Origin of the sequence: Paraburkholderia sp. J67 (assembly GCF_905220265.1) — a bacterium.
In the GTDB taxonomy this organism is placed as follows: domain Bacteria; phylum Pseudomonadota; class Gammaproteobacteria; order Burkholderiales; family Burkholderiaceae; genus Paraburkholderia.
In genome coordinates, this window is the sequence record NZ_CAJMZK010000020.1 from 124,065 (window position 1) to 148,765 (window position 24,701).

At 65.7% G+C, this 24,701-nt stretch carries 20 protein-coding genes; 7 read left to right on the forward strand and 13 right to left on the reverse strand.

From position 1 onward, the window contains the following. Window positions 1-105: 105 nt before the first annotated feature. A complete protein-coding gene (locus U5782_RS28945; RefSeq protein WP_322047290.1) occupies window positions 106-1,365 on the reverse strand; it encodes an ABC transporter substrate-binding protein in 1,260 nt (419 codons plus the stop codon). Window positions 1,366-1,444: 79 nt separating this feature from the next. Further along, window positions 1,445-2,587: a sn-glycerol-3-phosphate ABC transporter ATP-binding protein UgpC gene (locus U5782_RS28950; protein WP_322047291.1), complete on the reverse strand. Its 1,143-nt coding sequence runs from the start codon at window positions 2,585-2,587 to the stop codon at window positions 1,445-1,447. A 269-nt stretch (window positions 2,588-2,856) separates the two neighbouring features. Here U5782_RS28950 and U5782_RS28955 point away from each other — a divergent pair, with 269 nt between their 5' ends. Further along, the gene (locus tag U5782_RS28955) at window positions 2,857-3,897 is read left to right on the forward strand and encodes a LacI family DNA-binding transcriptional regulator (protein ID WP_322047292.1); all 1,041 of its coding nucleotides are present in this window, start codon (window positions 2,857-2,859) and stop codon (window positions 3,895-3,897) included. A 12-nt stretch (window positions 3,898-3,909) separates the two neighbouring features. Here the strand turns inward: U5782_RS28955 and U5782_RS28960 are convergent, their stop codons facing one another. From U5782_RS28960 to U5782_RS28995, 8 genes are all read right to left on the reverse strand, one after another. Further along, window positions 3,910-5,415, reverse strand: a complete 1,506-nt coding sequence (locus U5782_RS28960; RefSeq protein WP_322047293.1) for an MFS transporter — start codon at window positions 5,413-5,415, stop codon at window positions 3,910-3,912. A gap of 180 nt (window positions 5,416-5,595) precedes the next feature. After that, window positions 5,596-6,696, reverse strand: coding sequence for a porin (locus U5782_RS28965; RefSeq protein ID WP_322047294.1), 1,101 nt, complete (start codon window positions 6,694-6,696; stop codon window positions 5,596-5,598). Window positions 6,697-6,835: 139 nt separating this feature from the next. Beyond that, the gene (locus tag U5782_RS28970; RefSeq protein WP_322047295.1) at window positions 6,836-9,328 is read right to left on the reverse strand and encodes a glucose/quinate/shikimate family membrane-bound PQQ-dependent dehydrogenase; all 2,493 of its coding nucleotides are present in this window, start codon (window positions 9,326-9,328) and stop codon (window positions 6,836-6,838) included. 188 nt (window positions 9,329-9,516) lie between these two features. Continuing rightward, window positions 9,517-10,620 carry a porin gene (locus U5782_RS28975; RefSeq protein WP_322047296.1) on the reverse strand — a complete coding sequence of 368 codons (1,104 nt, stop codon included), beginning with the start codon at window positions 10,618-10,620 and terminating at the stop codon, window positions 9,517-9,519. A 385-nt stretch (window positions 10,621-11,005) separates the two neighbouring features. Next, on the reverse strand, window positions 11,006-11,929 hold the full coding sequence (locus U5782_RS28980; RefSeq protein ID WP_322047297.1) for a LysR family transcriptional regulator: 924 nt from the start codon (window positions 11,927-11,929) through the stop codon (window positions 11,006-11,008). Window positions 11,930-12,033: 104 nt separating this feature from the next. After that, entirely contained in the window at window positions 12,034-13,521 is a 1,488-nt protein-coding gene (locus tag U5782_RS28985; protein ID WP_322047298.1) for a M81 family metallopeptidase, read from the reverse strand. Between the two features lie 47 nt (window positions 13,522-13,568). After that, window positions 13,569-14,822: an MFS transporter gene (locus tag U5782_RS28990; RefSeq protein ID WP_322047299.1), complete on the reverse strand. Its 1,254-nt coding sequence runs from the start codon at window positions 14,820-14,822 to the stop codon at window positions 13,569-13,571. A gap of 89 nt (window positions 14,823-14,911) precedes the next feature. Then, window positions 14,912-15,844, reverse strand: a complete 933-nt coding sequence (locus tag U5782_RS28995) for a LysR family transcriptional regulator (RefSeq protein WP_322047300.1) — start codon at window positions 15,842-15,844, stop codon at window positions 14,912-14,914. 126 nt (window positions 15,845-15,970) lie between these two features. Here U5782_RS28995 and U5782_RS29000 point away from each other — a divergent pair, with 126 nt between their 5' ends. The 5 genes from U5782_RS29000 (at window position 15,971) to U5782_RS29020 (ending at window position 20,995) form a co-directional block, all read left to right on the forward strand. Beyond that, on the forward strand, window positions 15,971-17,212 hold the full coding sequence (locus U5782_RS29000) for a M20 aminoacylase family protein (protein ID WP_322047301.1): 1,242 nt from the start codon (window positions 15,971-15,973) through the stop codon (window positions 17,210-17,212). A gap of 207 nt (window positions 17,213-17,419) precedes the next feature. Further along, on the forward strand, window positions 17,420-18,598 hold the full coding sequence (locus U5782_RS29005; RefSeq protein WP_322047302.1) for a porin: 1,179 nt from the start codon (window positions 17,420-17,422) through the stop codon (window positions 18,596-18,598). 47 nt (window positions 18,599-18,645) lie between these two features. Continuing rightward, window positions 18,646-19,041 carry a BON domain-containing protein gene (locus U5782_RS29010; protein ID WP_322047303.1) on the forward strand — a complete coding sequence of 132 codons (396 nt, stop codon included), beginning with the start codon at window positions 18,646-18,648 and terminating at the stop codon, window positions 19,039-19,041. Between the two features lie 103 nt (window positions 19,042-19,144). After that, window positions 19,145-20,434: an MFS transporter gene (locus tag U5782_RS29015; RefSeq protein ID WP_322047304.1), complete on the forward strand. Its 1,290-nt coding sequence runs from the start codon at window positions 19,145-19,147 to the stop codon at window positions 20,432-20,434. A 27-nt stretch (window positions 20,435-20,461) separates the two neighbouring features. Continuing rightward, entirely contained in the window at window positions 20,462-20,995 is a 534-nt protein-coding gene (locus U5782_RS29020) for an isochorismatase family protein (protein WP_322047305.1), read from the forward strand. Between the two features lie 56 nt (window positions 20,996-21,051). On the opposite strand, the gene U5782_RS29025 is transcribed toward U5782_RS29020, so the two are convergent. The 3 genes from U5782_RS29025 to U5782_RS29035 all read right to left on the reverse strand — a co-directional run bounded on the left by U5782_RS29025 (window position 21,052) and on the right by U5782_RS29035 (window position 23,571). Further along, the gene (locus tag U5782_RS29025; RefSeq protein WP_322047322.1) at window positions 21,052-21,771 is read right to left on the reverse strand and encodes a trimeric intracellular cation channel family protein; all 720 of its coding nucleotides are present in this window, start codon (window positions 21,769-21,771) and stop codon (window positions 21,052-21,054) included. Window positions 21,772-21,773: 2 nt separating this feature from the next. Next, window positions 21,774-23,063, reverse strand: coding sequence for a M20 family metallopeptidase (locus U5782_RS29030; RefSeq protein ID WP_322047306.1), 1,290 nt, complete (start codon window positions 23,061-23,063; stop codon window positions 21,774-21,776). 64 nt (window positions 23,064-23,127) lie between these two features. After that, the gene (locus U5782_RS29035) at window positions 23,128-23,571 is read right to left on the reverse strand and encodes a MarR family transcriptional regulator (protein WP_322047307.1); all 444 of its coding nucleotides are present in this window, start codon (window positions 23,569-23,571) and stop codon (window positions 23,128-23,130) included. A 189-nt stretch (window positions 23,572-23,760) separates the two neighbouring features. Between U5782_RS29035 and U5782_RS29040 the strand changes: the two genes are divergently transcribed. Next, complete coding sequence (locus U5782_RS29040) at window positions 23,761-24,699, forward strand: LysR family transcriptional regulator (RefSeq protein WP_322047308.1); 939 nt, start codon at window positions 23,761-23,763, stop codon at window positions 24,697-24,699. Window positions 24,700-24,701: the final 2 nt, after the last annotated feature.

Here is a 24,701-nt window from a genome sequence, read left to right on the forward strand (position 1 = left end):
GCCTCGCCGAATCGATAGGATGACGAATTACATGGAATGCTGGCTGGGCGTGAAGCACCGGCGGACTGGGCCGCCGGTGTCGCCTGAAAAGCGCAACAGGCAGACTTACTTGTAGATGCGCTGACGCGTGGTTTCGAGGCGTGCGAGCAGCGCGTCGATCTGCGACGGATCGCTATAGAACTGCTGCATGGCCTTCATGCCTTCGTCGGCCATTTCCTTCTGCATGTCGCGGTCGTAGAACTGCGCGATGCCGCCACGAGTGTTCGCGAGCGTCTGGAAGCCGACCTTCGAGATCGCATCCTCGGGCTCGGCGGCCTTGTTGTTCGACGGCAATTGACCCCAGCCGTGCGCAAGATCGGCGTTGATCTGCGGCGTTTCCATGAAGGCCAGCAGGCGGCGCGCGTCGGCCTTGTTCTTCGCCTTGGCGGGAATCAGCAGCACGTTGACGGGGCCGTCTTCGGCGGTCGGCACCTTCGCGTCGATCACCGGGAAGCGGAAGAAGCCCACGTCCTGCTTCATGTTCGCCGGGAAGCTGGCCGAGAAGAAGGTGCCCATCAGCATCATCGCGGCCTTGCCGTTCACCAGCACCGGCGCGATCGAATCGACGTCATAGGACAAGGCGTTTTCCATGAAGTAATGGTCGTCGATCAGCGTCTTCCAGGCCGTGAAGACCTTCTTCACACGTGGGTCGGTGTAGGGAATCTCGCCCGCCATCAATTGCTGGTGGAAAGCGTTGCCGTTGATGCGCAGGTTGAGATAGTCGAACCAGGCGGCCAGGGTCCAGCTATCGCGCGCGGCCACGGCGATCGGCTGCACGCCGCTTGCCTTGAGCTTCTTGCAGGCGTCGAGGAATTCGTCCCAGGTTTTCGGCTCGGCCTTGATGCCTGCCTTCTGGAACAGATCCTTGCGGTAGAAGAAGCCGTATGCGTCGTAGCCCAGCGGCGCAGCGTACTGCTTGCCCTTGTAGGTGGAGGCCTCCTTCACCGAGGCGTACTGCTCGTTCCAGCCGTTCTTCGCCCAGTCGGAAGACAAGTCTTCCAGCAGGCCGCGCTGCGCATAGTAGGCCATGCGCTCGCCGTCATGCCACGAGACCACGTCAGGCGGATCGGTCGCGAGCCAGCCGCTCATCTGCACCTTGTAGGCTTCCTCGGTCACATAGGAGACCTTGAGATCGATATCCGGGTTGGCTTTCTTGAACTTGTCGAAGGCATCCTGCCACGTCGCGCGCTGGTTGCCGCGCGCCGAGACGTTGACCGTGAGCGTGCCGGCGTCGGCCGCGCCGCTAGCGAGCGTGGCGGCCACGAGGGCCACGGCGGCCGTGGCGCGCGCGAGCGTGCCGAAAGTACGGAAGCGTTGAGCGAACATCTATGTCTCCTTGGTTTGCCTTGCCAGGTGAAGGACCCGCTCTATCGGCGGGGTCATGCCAATGGGTAGAACTTTTGCTTCAGGCCAGCGCCATCGCCTGCGGTGCATGCGCCGTGAGCCGCCGCCGCGCCACGCCCGCCTCGTCGAACAGATGGCAGGCATCGGCGGGCACGCGTACCCGCAGGCGCTCGCCTACGGCCACGGGCGTGTCGCCGGGCGCCTTCGCGACCAGCGTGCCTGACGCGTGATCCGCGTGCAGATAGCTGTGCTCGCCCAGACGTTCCGCAAGCACGGTCGTACAGGCGATCGACTGATCGTCGCCATCGAGACGCAGGTGCTCGGGCCGCACGCCCAGCGTCACGCGCTGGCCGCGTTGCAGATCGCGCCCGTCCACGTTCGCGACAAGCGTCTCGCCGCCCGTAAGCGTCACGCGCACACCGCCCTCCTGCACGGCGTCCACCTTGGCGTCGATAAAGTTCATGCGCGGCGAGCCGATAAAGCCCGCCACGAAGCGCGACTTCGGATGGTGATACAGCTCCAGCGGCGCGCCGCTCTGCGCGACGCTGCCGTGCTTTTCCATCTCCGCGCCCGCATGCAGCAGCACGATGCGGTCGGCGAGCGTCATCGCCTCGACCTGATCGTGCGTGACGTACACGACGCTCGCGTTGTCGAAACGCTGATGCAGGCGCGCAATCTCCACCCGCGTATGACTGCGCAGCGCGGCGTCGAGATTGGAGAGCGGTTCGTCGAACAGGAACACGCCGGGCTCGCGCACGATCGCGCGGCCAATCGCCACGCGCTGGCGCTGCCCGCCCGAGAGCGCCTTGGGATGGCGGTCGAGATACGCTTCGAGTTGCAGGCTGCGCGCGGCGTCGCGCACGCGGCGCTCGACTTCGGCCTTCGGCACCTTGGCGATCTTCAGCCCAAACGCCATGTTCTCGTACACGGTCATATGCGGGAACAGCGCGTAGCTCTGGAACACCATCGCCACGCCGCGCTGCGCGGCCGGCACGTCGTTAACCACGCGTCCGCCAATGCGCAGTTCGCCGTCGCTCAGTTCTTCGAGGCCCGCGATCATGCGCAGGAGCGTGGATTTCCCGCAGCCCGAGGGGCCGAGGAACACGCAGAATTCGTGATGGCCGATGTCGAGATCGACGCGCCGGATCACCGGCGGATGATCGCCGTACTGCTTGCCGACGTTCGACAACTGGATCGTTGCCATGGGATGTCTCCTCCGTTTTGGGCGGATTGTTCGGATTTAAGCGCTTAAATTCTACGCGATAAATTTAGCCGGGAGGGCTTGTGCGATGGTCATTTAACCGCTTAAATTTCTGGGCGGCACAACCGCATGCAAATCGCTTCCGGCTTGGTGTGGGTGAAAATTATCAAATCCCCGCTGCCCTTTGCAACATTTGAATCGCATTCCCTCAATGTGGGAAACACCGTGAAAACCCGCCAAAACGCCGGGTAAACACTATAAAAAGGCAGGATATGGTCACCTTGTCAGAAGTCGCGCGGCACGCGCAAGTCACCGCGGCTACCGTGTCGAACGTGCTGCGCAATCGCGAGAAGGTCCGCCCGGAGACGGCGGAGCGCGTGCTCAAGGCCATCGCCGAACTGGGCTATCGCCCGAACCTCAACGCGCGCGCGCTGGCCCAGGGCCGCTCGTCCACGCTCGCGTTGATGCTCTCGAACATCGCCAACCCGTTTTATCCCGAGTTCGTGCTGGCGGCCGAGCGCGCCGCGCGCAAGTCGGGCCATTTCCTGATGGTCTGCAACACCGACGACGACGCGCAGATCGGCCGCGCCTACCTCAACCAGATCGCCGGCACTTTCGCGGACGGCGTACTGGTGATGAACACCGATATCGCCATGAACGAGCTGTGCATCTCCGCGATGCATAACGGCCCGATCCTGCTGGCAATGTGGGAACACCCCGAAAAGCCCCCCGCGCTGCCCTGCGTGGCCGTCGATTTTGCGCAGGCGGGCACGCTCGCGGCGCAGCATCTGCTGGAACTGGGGCATCGCAAAATCGGCATGCTGATCGGCGACGGTTGCGGCGGCTTGCAGGATGCGCGTTCGGACGGCTTTCGCGCGGCGCTCGCGGCGGGCGGCGTAGCGGGTGCGAGCGCCGAAATGCAGGTGCGCGATTCGATCGACGCGGGCTATGCGGCCTGCCAGACGCTGATGGCCGATCACCCCGAACTCACGGCGATCTTTGCCTCGAACGACCTGCTCGCAATCGGCGCGATCCAGGCCCTGATCGGCATGGGGCGCGCCGTGCCCGACGATGTTTCGGTGATCGGCATCACCGATATCGCGCTTGCGCATCAGGTGCGCCCCGCCCTCACCACGGTCGCGATCCAGACGGCGGCCGTGGCGGAGTTGTCGATTCGCAGCCTGATCGAGTTGATCGATAGGCCGGTGCAGGTGCCGTCGATGGCAATCGGGCCGCCGCCCGAGCTGGTCGTGCGCGATTCGACCGGACCGTGCAGAACACGCGCAAAAAGCCCCACTCGCGCGCGTCGTTGAGGGCGCAACGATCTAGGTCGCGCGCCAGCGTATCAGCAGCGCTAACACCGCCACGACAGCGCAGAAAATCGCCAGCCACGAGAGCAGATTCGCGCTTGCCACAAGGGTCGCCTGCGTTTCCACCATCGTCGCCATGCGCATCATGTCGGGCATCGGCGGCGTGCCGCCAAGATCGAACACGTTGACGCGATCCACCAGCCGCGAGCGCGCAATGGCCTCGCCGTATTGCAGCCAGAGGCTCGCGGCGCCCGTGCCCCCTGCCGTGGCGATCTGGCGCACGATATTCTTGAATGCATAGGCATGCTGAAAATCGTCCTCCGTGAAGTCCACGAAGGTCATGCCCGCCACCTGCGCCATCACGAACGGCACCGTGAGTCCCTGCAAAAAGAGCGCGGGCAGGATCACATCCATCGACACGTCGGTTAGCGTCCGTAGTGACAGCATCAGCAACGCCGCTGCGAACATCGCATAGCCCAGCGCGATATAGCGGCGGCGTCCAAATACCTTGGGCGCCACCACCGAAAAGCACAGCATCGCCAGCAGGCTCAGCGTGGAGGCCCACGTCAGCACCTCGCCCGTCACCTGGAAACCGAACCCAAAGCCGCTTTGCAGCATGGTCGGGATCAGGTAATTCCACAGACCGTTGAGGAAGTAGTAGATCGCGTAGAACAACAGCCCGACCAGATAGCTGCGCCCAAGCAGCGCATGCGGATCGAGCCAGAGATTGCGCTCGCGATGCAGCCGCAAAAACGCCGCGCCGATCAGCAGGAAGCCAACGATCGGCGTGAGCGCGACCGAAGGCGAACTGGCCAGTTCGTAAAAGCGCAGGTCGCCCAGCCCATGCATGAGCACCATCGCGCCGAGACCGAACAGGATCACCACCCACCAGTCCATCGGGTCGATTTCGATTTCCCACAGCTCGCCTGCTGGCGTCACGCGACTCGGGTACGTGAGCAGGACCAGCACCAGGACCCCGAGTGCGAGCACCACCTGGATCACGAACACCATTTGCCACGCGGCGCTTTCCACCAGCACGGCCGCCAGCCAGGGCGTGGCCGCCGAAAGGCCCAGCGAGCCGATATTGAAGCCGATGAAGAGCGGCGGGCGTTCCTCGCGCGCGGATACGAGCTGGATCAGGATGCGCGAAGCCGCGAACAGGCCACCCGCACCAAAACCCTGCACGGCGCGGGCAAACGTCAATTCGAGCGGCGTGGCGCAGAACGCGCACAACAGCGAGCCGATGGCCGCGACGATCAAACCGACCACGGTGTACGAGCGATAACTCGTGTGCTGCGCGATGCGCCGGAGCATGAGATTGGCGACCGTCGCCATGGCGGCGTACGAGGTCATGCTCCAGAGGAAGTCTTCGGGCGAGGCGTGCACGCCGCCGCGAATATGCGTGCCGGCGATGCCCATCATCGACGAGGCAACGAAGTCCACGCCCGTCGCGCCGCCCAGCGCGATCGTGAAGAAGAACACGCGCAGCGGCGAAAAGTCAGGCAGCGCGCGCAGCCTCATCGGGGCGCTCCGCGCGTGCGCTGTATGTCAGGCTTCGTCAGGGTGGCGTTGCTGGGCGTCACGCAGGCTCCCGTGGGTTCGTGGCGGCGTGCCCGAGGCGGTGCGAATTGGCGCGAAGTGGTGAATCTGGCGAATCAGTGTAGCAAAGCGCGTGTGACGCGACGCGCGGCGCGTGCCTGCCTAGAAGCGGTCGACCATGCCGAACTGCACGCCGCGCACCGACGCGCCCGGATACGACGGCGTGAGCCCCGTGACATTCACGCCCTTGAGCGTGAACTCGCCCTGCCCGCGATTGCGCAGCCAGCCCGCGCTCGCGTAGAGCAGCACGCGCTTGCTCAGGTCGTATTCGCAGGCGGCGCTGAACTGGTCGGCGTTATCGTCGCCGCCCGAGCGGTCGCGCAGATACGTGTAGCCGAGCGAAGCGCGAAAGCGCGCGTTCACGGCGTAGCGCGCCGAGACCGAGACGCCGTCGTCGTGATAGCGCGGCGTGCCGCCATCGCCGTTGAAGAACGACAGAAAGCCCGTGACCGGTCCGTACTCGTAGGAGACGCCGCCAAGATTCGCGCGCAATGCGCCGTCGCCGTGCGTCTGCTGATGCGCGTACGAAATGCGGAACGGGCCGTTGTGATACGCGAAGGTTTCGATGGTGCCGGCGAGCCCGTTGCCGTCGCCGTCGCTCGCGTCGCGCAGCGAGGTCATCAGCGTGGTCGAAAAGCCGTGGAATTCGGGCGAGAGATACGTGATCGCATTGCTCTCGTAGGGTGTGATCTTCGAGAGATTGTCGAGGCCCGAGGCGATGGTGCCCGCGCCGAACGCGTCGAGTCCGCCCTTGAACGGAATATAGATGGGCGAATACTGGCGGCCCATGCGCAGCGTGCCGTACGGCGTGCCCAGACCGATCCAGGCCTGGCGGTTGAAGATGGTGTTGCTCACGGCCAGCGTGCCGTTGCCGGAGCTGAAGCCGTTCTCCAGGTCGAACAGGATTTTCAGACCGTTGCCGATATCTTCGGCGCCACGCAGGCCGAAGCGCGAGCCTCGATACGCGCCCGAGTCCATCCGGGCCACATAGCCCGAGCCGGGATTGGTGATTTCGATGCTGGTGTCGATCGCGCCGTAGAGCGTGACCGAGCTTTGCGCCTGCGCGCCGATGGCATGGGCCGCCAGCGCCGTGAGCGCCACGCGCGAGGCCGCACGGCCGGGGCTGCGCGACGCGTCGCGCGCCTGGCGCCAGCGCTCGCCGAGACGGCGCGAAACGCCGCGTGCGGTGGAAAGTTGGCTCATGTCGTAGTCAGAAAAAAGGCAAAAAAAACGGCATGCCATGCATGCCGCTTTCTATTGTGTACCGCATGCGCCGCGAGGCTGGACCGCCCTCGCGGCGCATGGCGTGCGTTTCAGAACAAAACGCGCGCTTGAGCGCCGTTTAGTTCGGCAGCGCGTAAGCGATCACGTAATCGCCCAGCTTGGTGCCGAACGAACCGTGGCCGCCTGCTGCGATCACGACGTACTGCTTGCCGTTGATCGAGTAGCTCATCGGCGTTGCCTGGCCGCCAGCCGGCAGGCGGGCTTCCCAGAGCTGCTTGCCGTTGTTCACGTCGAACGCGCGGATGAAGTTGTCCGCCGTCGCGCCGATGAAGGCCACGCCGCCCGCCGTGATCATCGGGCCGCCCAGCATCGGCATGCCCATCTTGAACGGCAGCGGAATCGGCGAGCTGTCACGCACCGTACCGATACGCTTCTTCCAGACGATCTCGTTGGTCTTCAGGTCGATACCCGCGATGTAGCCCCATGCCGGCTGCTTGCACGGCAGGCCGAACGGCGAGAGGAACGGGTTCAGCGTGACGCCGTACGGCACGCCGTACTGCGGCTGGATGCCCGATTCCGTGCCGCTGCCCTTGGCGCCCGGTTGCGGTTCCTGCGGATTGCCCGGACCACGCGGGATCAGACGCGAAACGAACGGCAGCGCGATCGGGTTGGCGATGGCGATCTGGCGATCCGTGTCGAGCGCAATACCGCCCCACTCGAACATACCCAGATTGCCCGGGAACACCAGCGTGCCTTGCAGCGACGGCGGCGTGAAGGTGCCTTCATAACGCAGCTTGTGGAACATCACGCGGCAGACCAGCTGGTCGTACATCGTCGCGCCCCACATGTCCTTGTCCGTGAGCAGGTTCTTCGGACGGAACGTCAGGTCCGAGAACGGCTGCGTCGGCGAGACGTGGTCGCCCGGCGCGGCGCCTTGCGGAACCGGCATTTCGGGTGCGGGCACAACGGGTTCGCCGGTGCGGCGGTCGAGCACGAACAGGTTGCCGGTCTTCGCCGGGGCGTACACGACCGGCACGGTCTTGCCGTCCTTGGTCGTGATGTCGGCGAGCGTCGGCTGCGACGGCATGTCCATGTCCCAGAGGTCATGGTGAGCGGTCTGGTAGAACCAGGCCAGCTTGCCGGTCGAAGCGTGCAGCGCCAGCAGGCCGCTTGCGAAACGCTCCATGTCAGGCGTACGGTCGCCGCCCCAGATGTCCGGCGTTTTCACGCCCATCGGCAGATAGACGATGTCGAGCTTCGAGTCGTAAGCCGACGGCGCCCACGAGTTCGGCGAGTTCCAGGTGTAGTGCTCGCCCGGGCCCGGGATGTGGTTCGGGTCCTTCGCGCCCGTGTCGAACACCCAGAGGAGTTCGCCCGTACGCACGTCGAAACCGCGGATCACGCCCGACGGTTCCCGGTTCGAGAAGTTGTCTTCCACCGCGCCCGCAACGACGATCACCTTGCTGGTGACGACCGGCGGCGACGTCGGCTCGTACATGCCAGGCGTCGTGACCGGCATGGCGTGCTGGAGATCGAGCTCGCCGTTATTGCCGAAGCCCGCGCAACGCTCGCCCGTGAGTGCGTCGAGCGCATAGAGCTTGCCGTCGTTGACCGGCAGATAGATACGGCGCTGGCAAGCAGCCGTCGCCGATGCGGCCACGGTGGCAGCAGCGTCGCTGGCCGGTGCGGCGGCTTGCGGCGCCGATGCAGCAGCCGCGTCCGAAGCCGCAGCCATCGCATCGCTAGCCGGTGCAGCAGCCGCCGGTGCTGCGGCATTCGCCGACAGATCGACATACGACACGCCACGGCAGGTCACGTGCTGGAACGACGGGTCCGGCTGGAGCTTCGGATCGAAGCTCCACTTGAGCGTGCCGCTCTGCGCGTCGAGCGCGAAGAGCTTCTGGTGCGGCGAGCACAGGTAGAGCAGATTGCCGATCTTGATCGGCGTAACTTCATTGGTGATCTCGCCCGGATCGTTCGGGCCTTTCATGTCGCCCGTGCGGAAGGTCCAGGCCACTTGCAGGTTCTTCACGTTATCGGGCGTGATCTGCTGCAGCGGCGCGTAACGCGTGCCTTCCTGGGTGCGGCCGTAGGCGGGCCAGTCCGAGGCGTCGATGCCGTTCGGATTGGCCGCGGGCGCTGCGCCCGACGAAGCGGCGAGCGTGCCGTTGACCGTCTGCGGATCGTTGAACGAGGCGTACACGAGCACGCCCGCCCAGATCACGAGCGCGCCGACGAGCGATTGCACGCCCAGCTTGCGCGGCGCTTCGAGACGCCAGCTCACGAGCAGCAGGAGCCACACGCCGAACACGACGAGCACGCCCGAGCGCGGAGCGAGCGCCCAGAAGTCGGGACCCGACTCCCACAGCGACCAGATGGCCGTACCCACGAGCACGAGCGCGTAGAGCACGAGCGCGGTGGGGCTGCGGCGATACAGCAGCCAGGTGACGGCCAGCAGCACGACGCCGGTCACGACGTAGTACGCCGAGCCGCCGAGCGAGAGCAGGTACGCGCCGCCTATCAGCAGATAGAGCGAAGTGAGCGCGATAAATAGTAGGGTGATGACGCCGATGAACCCCGGCGACGATGTTGATTCTCTGGATCTGGACATGATGATCTCAACCTTCTTTTGAGGACGCCGCCTGCATCGCCTGTCACACGATGCCTGCGGCGAGGCGCGCCGGCGCGAACGCCAGCGAGTCGTCCAGCCACTGCGCTACGCCCGCAGTGGCCGGCAATGCGGAAAATCTCCGCGAAAAAACCTGTTGCTCGAGAAGCGCTTTAGAAGCTTTATCCGCTTTAGAAAACGTGCATCATCCCGACGTACGCGCCGGTCTGTCCCTGGCCCACGTTCGGGCTGGTGGGCGAGCTGGAGTCGCGCGACGTCGCGAATACCGAGAAGTTGCCGTTCTTGCTGTTGTCCACGTAAGCGACCGTGCCGTACAGGAAGGTGCGCTTGCTCAGGTTATAGGTGGTGCCGAGCGCGTAGAGCATGGCGTGGCTGCCCGGATCGTGCGAAACGTCGCCGCTGCCCTCGCCCACGTGGATGTAGAAACCGGCGGCCGTGACGGCCCAGCGCGGTGTCGCCTGGTAGGTCGCGCCGAGCCAGTAGTGGTCGGCGCTGTCCGCCACGCCCACGGGCGAATCGGGTGCCGCATAGTGCGTGTAGGCCGCCTGGAACTTCCACTTGTCCATGCGCAGGTTGCCGCCCACGAAGTACTCGCGCGACGACGAGAAGATATTGGAGAAGCGACCGTTCGAATCGCGCAGTTCGTCGTAGATGCCGCGCACGTCGAAGAGCGACGAGTGGTAGGTCAGCATGATGCCGTCGGAGCGGCCGAAGTCGCCGTCCGCGCCATTGTTGAAGCCCGAGGTCTGATTGCCGAAGGCGTACTGGCCTTGCACGTCGAGGCCGTGCCACACGGGGCTGTGGTACTCGACGTTGTTGCTCGTCTGCTGCCAGTTGCGACCGCGCACGAGCGAAGCCGACGACACGGCCTGCTGCACGAACGGGTCGAATTCCCACACGCCGTCGCTGTCGATGAAGAGATTGCGGCCGGCCTGCAGTTGGCCCCACGTGTCGTTCTTCAGGCCGACATAGGCGCGGCGCGAGAACAGCTTGCCGCCGCCCGAAGTGCCATTCATGATCTGCAGCGCAGTTTCGAGGTCGAACAGCGCGGTGGTGCCGCCGCCCAGATCCTCGGTGCCCTTCATGCCGAGCATGCTGGTGCCCCAGTCGCCGCCTTCCGCGCTCCAGCGGCTGGAGGTGCCGCCGTTGCCATTGGCAATGTGATTCAGATATTCGATACCGCCGTCGACGCGGCCGTACAGTGTCACGCTCGATTGCGCCGAGGCAGCCGTGCTGGCTGCGAGCAGGACGATAGCGCCCAGTTGATTTTTCACGTCAGCTCCCAGGTGGATTCTTCTTTCGTTGTCCGTGCCGGCCGGGCCACCAGGCGCCACGTGCGTGGTCCTGTTGCGCGCATGGCGCTCGCGGTCCGATGAACGGGGCGATAAATCCCGCTCCGCTGGGGTGCTCCGCGCTGTGCCCGGCGGCAACGCATTTTTTCGATGCGGACCGCCGAAAACACATGACGCCTGAAAAATATAGCGCGTCATCTGGAATGGTGCTTTCTGGCTGGTCGCAGCGGGGCCGGACTATAGCAGCCTGCGACAAAATGTGCATCCAACTTTGCGCAATCGGGCAAAACCCGAAGAACACGGTGTCGTAAGCGCGCGACGCTGGGTCGTCGCGTGCGCGTCGTTATTCTGGGTGAGCGCCCTGGTCTTACATTTTTCTTTCAGCGCGCTGGGTGTTTCGCATCTGCGTGTCCTTCTGCCAGCGCTGCGCTTCCTCAAGAAAAGCGCTCACCTGCGTGGGCGCCGTGGCCGCGTGGCGCACGGTGCACCACACGCGCAGCGCGGGAGGATCAGGAAAGCACGCCAGTTCCACCAGTTCGCGCCGCGTTTCGACGATGGGCCGCGCGACCAGCATCACCGCTTCCATCTTTACGGCGAGCGCGATGCCGGGCACGGAGGCCGCGCACATCAGCGTGCTGGCGGGCGCGGCCAGGCCTGCCCGCTCGAATACGGCTTCCACGTAACGCTGTTGCGCGCCGCTCGGATCGGTGTAGATCCAGCGCGCCTCGTGCAGTTCGTCGAGCGAAGTGGCCTGGGCGTAGCGTCCGTCGCGCGCGGTGACGAGCGCGAACGTCGTCTCGAACACGAGTTGGGAGCGGCTATCGGGTAGCGTTTCGGAGAACGACGGGACCGCGTGCAAGGCCACGTCGAGGGTGCCGTCGTCGAGGCGGTGGAGCATCTGCTCGCGCTGATACTCGTAGAGTTCGACCTGCACCGAGGGATGGCGCGCCATATAGCCCGCCACCAGATCCGGCGCAATCAGCACCGACACCGCGGGCGTGAGACCGATGCGCAGATGGCCGCCGTGCTGGCCGCGCAACGCGCCGAGTTCCTCGTGCGCGCGCGTCATCTCGGCGACCACGGCCTGGGCGCGTGGCAGAAATGCGCGCCCCGCCGCGGAGAGCGACATGCCGTGCGGCGTGCGCTCGAAAAGCTGCACTTCGAATTCGCCTTCGAGTTCGCGGATCGATTTCGAAATGGCAGCCGTGGTGCGATTCAGGCTCGCGGCGGCCCGCGTGAGACTGCCGCCCGCCGCGAGCGCCAGGAAGGCATGGAGCTGATGCTGTTTCATAGGCGCTGTGCGGGTGGCGAAGGACAGAAGAATGCGGGCCGCCAGTCTGCCATAAACGCCCTTTCGGCCCTACGCCATCGAGGCAGCCGCGTTCATTGCCTCATTCAGCGGATCAGCGCGGGCGCGGCCTCGGCATCGACCGGCCAGAGCGGACGGCGCACGTTCTGGTAAGCCACTTTCGAATAGTCGCGCTGGAGCGGGCCAAGGCCATCCACGTAAAGCACGCGGCTCGCGATCGGCGCGAAATGCGCGTGGAAGTGATTGACCGACTTCACGAACACCATGCGCTTCGCGCGCGGATCGATGCCCACCTGCTCGAACGCTTCGAGGCTGAAGGCCTGAGCGCGCTGCGTCGTGAGCACGATCTCGATACCGCCCAGCCGGATCGCGGCGGCGTCGCCGCACTCCACGCGGCTCGGGCCGAAGCGCTGCCAGGCGCCGCGCTTGAGGCCGATCACCTCGACCACGCCATCGATCGGCTGGCCCGAAGTGGGCGCAACCTTGCCGCCGATACGCAGCGGCAGCACCGCGCCCAGACCCGCGTCGAAGCACAGTTGCACCGCGCCCGGGTCCCAGAGCGGGCCAGTCGCGACGTTCTGCACGCCGCGCGCGATCAGTCGGGCGAGCACATCGGTGTTGTCGGAGGGCGCGCCGCCGCCCGAATTGTCGGTGGGGTCGGCGATCACGACGGGGCCGGGTTTCGCTGCGTCGTCCGTTGGGGCAAGACCCGCGTCGATGGCCGCGTCGATTGAGAGCAACGGCGAAGCCGTCTGCCCGCGCAGCGCCACGAGCGCCTCGCCCAACTCGCGCGCGACGGACTCGCCGCGCGCCTTGTCATGGGCGTAGACCAGCACGCGCGTGCTCAGGTCGGGCGTGTCGCCGTAGATGAAACCGTGGACGATCGAAATCGACACGATGCCCGAATCCGGGTCCGCCTCGATCGCCTTCGCCCGGTCGACGAGTGCCCGCATCGCCGGCGCTGTAGTCGGATAGGAGTCGATCTGGCGGCAGTCGAACAGCGAGGCGCGCGGGCGCGCCATGCCCTTCACCATCGCCGTGACGAGGTCGATCACGCGCTCGGCCTGTTCGACCATATCGGTGTGCGGGTACTCCTTGTAAAGCACGATCACGTCGCTGGCGTTCAGGCGCGTGTCGTTGACGATGCAGTGCGGGTCGAACTCCACGCCGATCACGCAGTCCTTGCCCGCCAGTGCCCGCACATGGGCGATCAGGTCGCCTTCCGGGTCGGGATAACCGTGAGCGATCATGCCGCCGTGCAAGCCAAGCATCACCGCATCGACGGGCAGCGCGGCGCGCAGTTCGTCGAGAATCCGCTCGCGCATCGTCTCGTAGGCTTCGCGGCTCGTGATGCCCGCGGGCGTGGCGCGAAAACAACTGCCTTCGATCAGCTCGAACTCGCCTTTGGCGGCGCGGCGCCTGGCAGCCCAGAGCAGTTCCGCGCCGACGGTGGGCGTCTCGCCGTCCGGGCAGGCGCCGGGCGGAATGTGGCCGCGCATGAACATCTCGAGGCTCGTGGGCAGGTTGACGAAGGCATTGGTCTCGGTGAGCAGACCGGCGACGAAGCATTTCATGGCAGGACTCGATGCGGAAAGAAAGCTGCAGAAAAAAACGAATGAAATCAGTGGCCCAGCGTGCTGGCGCGTGACTGGAAACGGCATCCGAGTGCGGCCACGAAGGCGATCAGCGCGCCGCCCGTGAGGAACGCGAACGCCGTCGCCCAGCCACCACTCGCATGGCCGACCAGCGCGCCCACCACGACCGGCGAGATCGCGCCCGCCAGTTGCCCGGCGAAGTTGATGAGCCCTGTGGTGCGCCCGGCCACGCTGGCCGGAAAGTGCTTGAGCGGAATCGCGAACACACTCGCATAGACCACGTCGAACGCGAGCATGCAGAGCGTCCAGCAAGCGATCAGCGCAGCCAGCGAAGCGACGAAGGGCATGGCGGCGGCGAACGCCGCACTCGCCAGCGCGCCGCCCGCGAGCAGGTATTTGAGCCGCGCGGCGGGCAGACGGTCGATCGCGTGACCGGCGACATTGGTGCCGATGAAGCTCACCAGCAGCGGGATCGCCGAAATAAAGCCGATATGCAGCAGATCGATACCGCGCGTGCGCATCAGCCAGGTGGGCAACCAGGCCTGGAGGCCGAGCGCGAGCACACAGCAGCCGAACCAGGTCAGCGCGACGCGCCAGATCAAGGGCTCGCGCGCGATGTCGCGCCAGCGCGGGCGGCCTTCCAGCGCGGCGGCATCGTCGTGCACGATGTCCTTACGCCCCGGCACCACCAACAGAGCGAGCGCCACCACTGCCCCGAGCGCGCCGAGCATCACGAAAGTCTGACGCCAGCCGAAGCGCGCGATCGTCCAGCCAACCGTAGCCGCCCCCGCCGCGCTACCAAGAAACACGGTGCTGCACATGAGCGCCTGGACGCGGGCGCGCACCCGCGCCGGAAAAGTCTGCACGATGGCCGTCGAACTGGCGGGCGCGAAACTGCCCTCGCCCACGCCGAACAACAGCCGGAACGCCAGCAGCGAGCCGAGCGACCAGGCCGCGCCGGTGAGCGCCGTGAAAATCGACCAGAGCGCGAGGCAGCCCACCAGCACGCGGCGCGCGCCGAAGCGGTCGGCGAGCGCGCCGCCGCCCAGTTGCATCAACGCGTAGGTGGCGTAGAACGCGCCGAGCACGTAGCCCTTGGCGGCGTCCGAAAGCCCCAGTTCGTGCGAGATCGGAATGATCGCCGTGCCGATCACGATGCGGTCGGTGTAGGCGACGGCCCAGGCCACGAACAGCGCGACAAGGACGATCGCCTGGCGCGCGCGGCTGGCGGCCAGCGGCGCGGCGGCGGATCGGGAGGCGGCGGGCACGGCGGTCGTCATGGGCGGTTCCTTCGCATGGGCTGCTTTCGTTGTGCCAGCAACGATAGCCGCGCGAAATGGCCGGAACCAGTGACTTCAGTTGTGGGGGATCAACTGCCGGTTAAGACCGTTCCGCCCACGCCGCTACGGGCGCGCTCGGCGGCCACCGAAAGAATGCAATCGACGAAATACTCGGCCGGTTTGGTGATCTGCGCCTCGGGCGGCGAGAACAGATAGAGCCGCAAGGTGGGCGGCCGCACCGGCAGATCCAGTTCGACGAACGCACGGCCGAGTTCCGCCGTCTCCAGCGTGTGGCGCGTCCAGGCGAACACGGCGTCGTTGTTGAGCGCGAGGCCGTAGAGCAAGCCGTACGAGGTGCAGCGCGTGATGCGCTGGGGCGGCGCGAGGCCCTCGCGCTCGAACATCGCGCGAATATTGGTGGGATAGGCGTCGGTGACGTCGGTATGGATCCACTCGGCGTCCTGGACCTGTGCGAGCGAGGTCGCCTGCGCAAAGGCGCCGTTGGCGCGCGTCACGAACACGGAATCGAAGGCGAAGAGCGGGCGGATCGTGCCGGTATCGTCGCCGGGGCTGGTCGGAAAGGCTGCGAACGCGAGGTCGAGCGTGCGGTTGCTCAGGTTCTCGCGCAACTGGTTGAAGCCGAGTTCGCGAAATTCGACCGTGACCTGCGGCCAGTGGCGGCGGAAATTGCCGAACGCTTCGGCGAGGCCCGCCGTGCCCGCAATCGGCGTCACGCCGATCACGAGCTTGCCGGTGCGCTGCCCCTTGAGTTGCGCGAGATCTTCCTCCGCGCGCTCCAGTTCGCGCACCACGGTGCGGGCGCGCTGGAGCAAGGCCGCGCCTTCGGCGGTCGGCACCACGCCCCACGGGTTGCGCTCCAGCAGGCGCACCCCGCATTCGTCCTCCAGATCGCGCACCGCTTTGGTGACGGCGGGCTGGGTCACATGCAGCCGGCGCGCCGCGCCGTTGATGCTGCCGGTGGCGGCGATTTCAACCAGCGCGCGCAGTTGATGAATTTTCATGATGCGGTGGATATTACCAGTGGTTATCGACATACGGATTTTTGCTTTTTTATTTTGACCGATCGTCCTTAGTCTGTGGATCCAGAGGCCGCCGCAAAACGCGCGGCCAGCCAAGAGAACCCAGACATGACGCAAGCCAACGCCATTCCGAACGCCGCCTCGCCCAACCGTTCCACCCCGACCGACGCCGGGCGCGCCGCCCTCGTCGAGACCCTGCGCGAGCGCCGCGCGCCCTTCGTGCAGATTCGCCACGACATCCACGCCCATCCCGAACTGGGTTTCGCCGAGACGCGCACCTCCACGCTCGTCGCCGGCCAACTCGCGCAATGGGGCTATGAAGTGACCACGGGGATCGGCGGCACGGGGGTGGTCGGGCGCATCCGGCGCGGCACGTCGGAGCGCGCGATCGGCCTGCGCGCCGACATGGACGCGCTGCCAATCCAGGAAAGCACCGGCCTGCCCTACGCGAGCACGGTCGCGCAGACCATGCACGCCTGCGGCCACGACGGCCACACCGCCACGCTGCTGGCCGCCGCCCATCATCTGGCGACCGAAGCCGAATTCGACGGCACCCTCAACGTGATTTTCCAGCCCGCCGAAGAGGGCCTGGGCGGCGCGTCGCGCATGATCGCCGACGGCCTGTTCGAGCGCTTTCCGTGCGACCAGGTGTTCGCGCTGCACAACGCGCCGGGTCTGCCCGTGGGACATTTCGCGGTGCGCCACGGCTGCATGCTGGCGTCGTCCGATACCGTGACGATCACGGTGACCGGACGCGGCGCGCACGGCGCGATGCCGCAACTGGGCTGCGACCCGATAGTTGCGTCCGCAAGCATCGTGATGGCGCTGCAAAGCATTGTGGCGCGCAATGTGGAACCTACCCGCGCCGCCGTGGTGACGGTGGGCGCGATCCACGCGGGCAAGGCCGGCAACGTGATTCCCGAAAGCGCCACGCTGCAACTCTCCGTGCGTGCACTCGACAGCGAGACACGCAATCTGCTGGAGTCGCGCATTCGCAGCATCGCGGAACGCCAGGCGCAATCGTATGGCGCGACTGCGACGGTCGAGTATCAGGCCATCTCGCGCCCGCTCATTAACGATCGCCACGCCACGGAGCTGGCGATCGAGGCGATCGAATCGCTGGTCGGCAAAACCGGCCTCACGATGATGCCCGACGCCGTGATGGGCAGCGAGGACTTCTCCTGGATGACCGAGAAGCTGCCTGGCTGCTACGTGCTGCTCGGCAATGGCGTGGGCAGCGTGGGCGGTTGCTCGGTCCACAACCCCGGCTATGACTTCAACGACGACGCGCTGCCCTATGGCGCGGCGTGGTTCGTTGCGCTCGTCGAGCGCTATCTGCGCCACGGCTGAACGCCCCCTGCCCCACGCCTGGACGCGTGGCGTCCTGACGAGACAGGGATGCCGCGCCACAGGGGCGCATTGACGACGGCGCCGCGCACCCACTTCTCGCCCCCGCGCGCGCCGCTTTCCCCGCAGTTTCTGACCCACCTAAAGAGCCTATAAATGTCAGCAAGCAGCATCACGCCACACCTCCCAAGCGACGGGGAATCCGCATCCGTGCCCACGCGTATTGCACGCGCGGCGCGACTCGTTGCCTGCGCAACCGTCATGAGCGGCGCCTCGCTCGGCGCACACGCGCAGGCTTCGAACCTGTTCCTCGAAGACTATTTCCAGGGCGTGCCCTACGCGACCACCGGCGCCTATTCGCCGGGCGTGCGCCTCTATGGCGCGGTGGACCAGTCAATCGGTTTCACCAAGGGCGCGCAGACGGCGTTCGTGCAGCAAAGCGGCGGGGAATGGACCTCGAAGATCGGCCTCTATGGCGTCGAGGATCTGGGCGGCGGCTATCGCGTGCGCTTCGACCTCGAAAACGGCTTCAATGCCGCGAACGGCCAGTTGGGCACCGCGAACACGCTCTTTAACCGCGAGGCGTGGGTGAGCATCGGTTCGCAGAAGACCGGCGAACTGAAGCTCGGCTTGCAGGACGATGTGGGCGTGCCGCTCTTCATCGACGTGTTCGGCCAGGTGGGCACGGTTTCCACCGTCGCCTATATGACGGCGTGGGTCTACGATCTCGGTCCGGGCGCGAGCTTCGAGGCGAGCCGTCTGTCGAACGCCATCAGCTACTCGTCGCCGTGGTTCGGGCCGCTCAACGCGCAGGTGGCCCTGGCGCTGCACGACAACAGCTCGAGCGCGCCCACCATCGTGACGCGCTCCGTCGCGCTGAACTACTTCGACGGCCATCTGTTCGGCACGCTGAGCTATCTGGGCAACTATGGGCTGAATGCGCTCACTACTTCGCAGTACGTACGCACCGATAACTTCGCGGCTGGCCTGCTTTACGATGCGGGGCATTATGTGCTCTCGGCGGGCTACAGCTTCCTCGCGCCGCGTCTGGAAGGCGACCGCGTGGCCTCGCTCTACACGCTCGGCGGACTCTATCGCTATCAGCAGCGCAATGACTTCCGCGTCGAAGTGGCGTATCGCGACGTGGCCGGCACGGGCAGCCATTCGTATGGCCTCACGCTCGGCTACGACTACGACCTCTCGAAGCGCACGGCCCTCTATGTGCGCGGCGCGGTGATCCACAACACGGGCACGACGCCGACCTACGGCCGCTACCCGTCGCAGCAGCCGACCGTCGACAACATCAACAACAGCTACACCGGCAGCACGGGCACGGAAATGTATCAGTCGCCGCACCTCGTGCTCGTGGGCATGTACCACAAGTTCTGATCCACGCGCATCGACATCATCGAAAACATCGACAGAGGAGAGACACCATGAGCATCACCCTGAATCGGCGTATCGCGCTGCGCGTGGCCGCCGCCGCGCTCTGCATGAACGCAGGCCTGAACGTGTACGCGCAAGGCGGCAGCGAAGCCAGCGCCACGCCAGGCGCCCAGCAGGCCACGCCGCCCGTCGCGGCTTCGTCGGGCGCGGATCGGGCGCTCGCCGTCAACGTGCGTCACGCACTCAAGGCCGCACGCAAGCAAGGGCTGAAATCGAGCTTCATTCGCGTGCGCGCGCGTGACGGCGTGGTCACGCTCTCGGGCGTGGTCGCCAACGAAAGCCAGATCGCGCTGGCCACGTCCGTCGCGCAAGGCGTGAGCGGTGTGCGCTCGGTCACGAGCAAGATCATCATTCGCGACGACGAAGGGCTCAAGGGCAGTCAGTAAGCTTTTGAGGCAGCATCCGCAGCGGCACGCGGCTTTGATCTGGCCTGCCGCTGCGCGAGCGCAATAGCGCACCACCCGGCTTTATGGAAATCGAGGCATCCGCATGAATGTCGTACACGAACGCGCAGCCGCGCACGGAACCCCGCGCACGCGCAACAACCGCACGATGGTGCTGGCCGCCGCGCTCGGCAACGGTCTGGAGTTCTTCGACTTCACCGTCTACAGCTTCTTTTCGGCGCTCATCGGCCAGTTGTTCTTTCCGGCGCACGATGCCCTCTCTTCACTGATGATGTCGCTCGCGACCTTTGGCGTGGGCTTCGTCGTGCGGCCGCTCGGCGGCGTGATGATCGGCGCGTACGCAGATCGCGCGGGCCGCAAGCCCGCGCTCATCCTCACGGTGCTGTTGATGGCGCTGGGCACCGGCTTGATCGGTCTCGCGCCCACCTATGCGCAGATTGGCCTCGCTGCGCCCGCGCTGATCGTGCTCGGGCGTCTGCTGCAAGGTTTTTCGGCGGGCGGCGAAGTGGGCGCGGCCACCACGCTGCTGATGGAAGCGGGCCGCGAAGGCCGGCGCGGCGCGCTGGTGAGCTGGCAGATGGCGAGCCAGGGCGGCGCTGCGCTCGCGGGCGCGCTGATCGCGCTGCTGCTGTCGAAATCGCTTTCGCACGCGCAGCTGATTACGTGGGGCTGGCGCGTGCCGTTCCTGATTGGTCTGGCCATCGGCCCGCTGGGCTTTTACCTGCGCTCGACCCTTGACGATACGCTGCCCGTTGCCGCGCCCGGCGAGAGACAAGCCGCGCCCGTGCGCCGCAAGCTGCCGCTGCGCGTGATCGTGGCGGGCACGATGCTGGTAATCGGCGGCACGGGCACGATGTACACCATCGTGTTCTTTCTGCCCGCGTTCCTCGCGCTCACGCTGCATATGCCGACGGCCGCCGCATCGGCGAGCGGCTGCGCGGCGGGCGTGGTGCTGCTCGTCGGTTCGCCCTTCGCAGGCAAGCTGGCGGACCGCTTGCCGCGTCGCAAGCCCTTGCTCGTGGGTGGCTCGCTCGTCTCGCTCGCCCTGCTCTTTCCCGCGTTCGCCGCCATTGCCGCATGGCCGACGGTAGGCACGGTGCTGATCGTGGCCGTCGTGTTGATCGGGCTGATGACGCTCACGAGTCCCGCCGGTTTTCTGATGATTCTCGAAGCGCTGCGTCCCGAAGTGCGCGCAACTTCGCTCGGCATCATTTACGCGGTGGGCGTGACGCTGTTCGGAGGCTTCGCGCAACTCGCGGTGGGCGCGCTCTGGCGCGCGACGGGGAGTTTCTATGCGCCCGCGTGGTACGTGCTGGGTTGCGGGATCGTGAGTCTGATCGGCTTGGCGTTGTTCGAGGAAAAGGCGAGCGGCTAGAATCGTCTTTTACCCAGAGAACGTGTTATGACGACTGCATTGCTCGTGATCGATTTCCAGAACGGTCTCGTCGCCACCGATCCGCTGCCCGGCGACGCGACGAACTTCGCCGAAAACGTTCGCCTCTTGACGCAGCGCGCCCGCGCGGCGCAGGTGCCCGTGGTGTTCGTCCAGCATGAAGACGAAGAACTCGTACCGGGCAGCACGGCCTGGGCAATCGCCGATGCCGCGAATGCACAAGCCGGCGACTATCGCGTTGGCAAGCGCACGCCGGACTCGTACCTGAACACGGAGTTGGGCGAGATTCTCGCGAAACACGCGGTCACGCATGTGGTGATCTGCGGCTACGCGACCGAGTTCTGCGTCGATACGACCACGCGTCGTTCGGCCGCCAACGGCTTCACGGTGACGCTCGCCGCCGACGCGCACACCACGCACGACAAACACCACGCCACGGCGGCCACGATCCGCGAACACCACAATCAGACGCTCTCCAGCATGCGCAGCTTTGGCCCGCGCATTAGCGCCGTACGCACGGCGGATATCGTTTTCGAAGCCTGAAATCAGGTAGTTAATGCGGCCGGCGAGGTGTGGCCGGCGAGGTGCACCCGGCGCGCTTAGCGCGCGTCGTGCCGCGCATCCTGGCTGGCCTGCACCGTCTCGTCCTGCGCGCGCGCTTTCTTTTTGATTTCGCGCGTATGGAACACCGGCAGACGCCAGCCGAAATACAGCGACGACAAACGCAGCACCACACAGGCGATCGTCGCGACCCACGGCGTCCAGAACGTGGACCAGTCCATATACGTGAGCCCCACCTGAAGCCCCGCGCCCAAGAGCGCCGCCGATGCGTAAATCTCGCGCTCCAGGATCGCAGGCACACGCGAAAGCAGGATATCGCGCAGCACCCCGCCGCCCACCGCGCTCACCATGCCGAGCACGATCGCGGTTTCGGCGCTATCGGTCCAGATCCACGTCTTCTGCGCGCCCGCGACCGCAAACAGGCCAAGGCCGATTGCATCGAAGAACAGCACCGGATGGCGCAGCCGCCGCACCTGCGGATAAGCGTAGATGGTCAGCACCGCTGCGGCCACCGTGACCGCCATATAAGCCCAGTTCGACAAGCCCGCAGGCGGAATCGCACCGATACAGACATCGCGCACGATACCGCCGCCGCACGCCACCATGAAGGTCACGACGAGGATGCCGAACAGATCCAGGCGCCGTTGGCGCGCGGCCACGGCGCCCGAGATCGCGAAGGCGAACGTGCCGATCAGGTCGAGCGCCGTGTACGCGGTATGGGCGTTGACATGCGCGCTGACGTGCGCGCCCAGTTCCATGCTCACGCCGCCTCGCTCATCGGTTCGTCCAGGGCGGCAGGTTGGCCGAGCCACGCGCCCGCGCCGCAGAGCATCGCTTCGAGACCGGCGCGCAGCGTCGGGTCGATCACCGGCGCAAAGCGCGGCGAATGATTGCTCGGAATTTCGTTGATCTTCTTCGCGGCGCGGGCTTTTTCGAACACCTCGGCATCGGTGCCGCCGATGAACCAGAAGGCGTACGGCACGCCCCATTCACGCCCGAACACGCTGAAGTCCTCGCTGGCCGCCGCAGGCTCGGCTTCGTAGGCGCGCTCGCCGAAATGCGCTTCGAAGGCCGTGCGCAGGCGTTGTGTGGTGGCGTCGTCGTTGACGGTCAGCGGGTAGCTGGAGAGCGTCGTGAACTCCGGCTCGCGCGGCGCGTTGGAGGCCGTGCATTCGGCGCAGCAGATGCGACGGATTGCGCCGAGCATGTACTCGCGCACGTCCTCGTCGTAGGTGCGCACGTTGAGCTTGAGCGTGGCGTCGTCGGGGATGATGTTTTCCTTGGTGCCCGCCTGCAGGCTGCCAATCGTCAGCACGGCGCTGTCGCGCGGCGAAATCTCGCGCGAGACGATGGTTTGCAGGCGCAGCGTCGTGGACGCCGCCATGATGACGGGGTCGATCGAGGTCTGCGGTTGCGAGCCGTGCGAACCGCGTCCGAACAGCTTCACCTTGAGGCTGTCACCCGCCGAAAGAATCGTGCCGCTGCGATAGCCCACGCTGCCCGCCGCGCCCACCATCACGTGCTGGCCGAGGATCACATCGGGCTTCGGAAAGCGCGTGAGCATGCCGTCGTCGACCATGCTGCGCGCGCCGCGCCCCACTTCCTCGCCGGGCTGGAACACGGCCATGAGTGTGCCGCTCCACGCGCCACGATGTTCCGCCATCAGGCGCGCGACGCCCAGCAGCCAGGTCACGTGCATGTCGTGTCCACAGCTATGCGCGACGCCCACCTGCACGCCGTCCTCGTCCTTCGTCACGACCTTGCTCGCGTACGGCAGGCCAGTGGCTTCGGCCATCGGCAGCGCATCCATGTCGGCGCGCAGCATCACGACCGGGCCTTCGCCATTGCGCAGCAGCGCGACCACGCCGGTCACGCCCACTTCGCGCGTGACTTCGTAGCCGAGTTTTTCCACGTAATCGGCGACGATCTTCGCGGTGCGGAATTCCTGCATCGACAGTTCGGGATGCTCATGGAAGTCCTTGTAAATCGCCTCGAGTTCGGGCAGCAGCGCGCCGATCGCGGGCGCCAGCGTTTCGATCAGTCTCGTCATGAATGACTCCTCGTGAATTCAACAGGGCGCGATGGTTCAATCAAGCGGGGTTGATCCGCTTTGATCAACCCGCGCCGTCAAGCAAGCTGTCCGAAAGTTTTTCGAGCAGCCGGTCAAGCGTCTTGCGCTCGGCTGCCGTCAACGCGGCGGCCAGTTCACCCTCAAGCGCGGCGCCGACTTTCGCCGATGCCTGCGCCACGTCCACGCCTTCGGGCGTGCCGCTCAGCGCGATGCTGCGGCGGTCCTGCGCGTGCGTGTCGCGCGCGATCAGGCCGCGCGCCTCGAGTTCGGCAAGCGTCTTGGACAGCAAGGTCTTTTCGATCAACGAGCGCTGCGATACCGCCTTCGGCGTGATGCCCGCTTCCGAGCAGACGAGCCGCAACACGCGCAACGCGCGCACGTCGAGCCCCCAGCGCTCGCGGTAGATCGCATTGGCGCGCTCGCTAAGCAGCGCGCTCGCAAGATCGAGCCTGAAGGTGAGAAAGCCGGGGTTCGGACCTGAAGCCAAGCGGGCGCTCCCATCGGATAAACCGGCTTGCACCGGCGACGCACGGGAGTATAGACAAATAGTTGAAAATTTCAACTATTATCGAGACGGAGTGGCCGGTTTCGAGCGCGTCATTTCATGCCCGGAAGGTATAATGAGACTCGGTTTTCGCGCCCTTTTACAGTCGATCAATATCCCAGAGGTTGGAACATGGAGTTGCGCCATCTTCGCTATTTCGTAGCGGTCGCCGAAGAACGCAGCTTCACGCGCGCCGCGCAGCGGCTCCACATCGCGCAGCCGCCCTTGAGCCGCCAGATCCAGCAACTGGAGGAAATCCTCGGCGTGCAGCTATTCGAGCGCAACTCGCGCCCGCTCAAGCTCACCGACACCGGGCGCTTCTTCTATCAGCACGCCACGCAACTGCTCGCGCAGACCGTCGAACTCGAATCCATGACGCGCCGCGTCGGCAAGATCGAGCGCGATTTATCGGTGGGCTTCGTCGGCTCGACGCTCTACGGCATGCTGCCGAAGATCATCCGGCGCTATCGCCAGCAGCATCCCGAGGTCGAGCTGAGCCTGCATGAAATGTCCACGATGGACCAGATCAAGGCGCTCAAGGAAGGCCGCATCGACGTGGGCTTCGGGCGCATTCGTCTGGACGATCCGAGTATTCGCCGCGTCGTCTTGCGCGAGGAGCGCATGATCGTGGCGCTGCCGCAAGGCCATGCGCTGGGCGACGCGAAGACGGTGCTGTCGCTGCACGATCTGCTGCACGAAACCCTCATCATCTTCCCGAAGTCGCCGCGCCCGAGCTACGCGGACCAGGTGCTGGCGGCCTTCCACGATCGCGCGCTCAATCCCGGCCGCGTGCTGGAAACGCGTGAGTTGCAGGTGGCGCTCGGGTTGGTGGCGGCGGGCGAAGGGATTTCGATCGTGCCAAAGAGCGTCTATGGCCTCAAGCGCGACGACATCCTCTACAAGGATCTGGACGACGCCAATCTGGTCTCGCCGATCATCATGAGTATGCGCATGCTCGACGAATCCGAAGACCTCCAGCGCATGCTGCAACTCATCTACGATCTGTACGATGAGGCCGGCATGACCTATCTCACGCCGACCGATCGCGAGGCGAACGCGAGCAAGGGCTGATG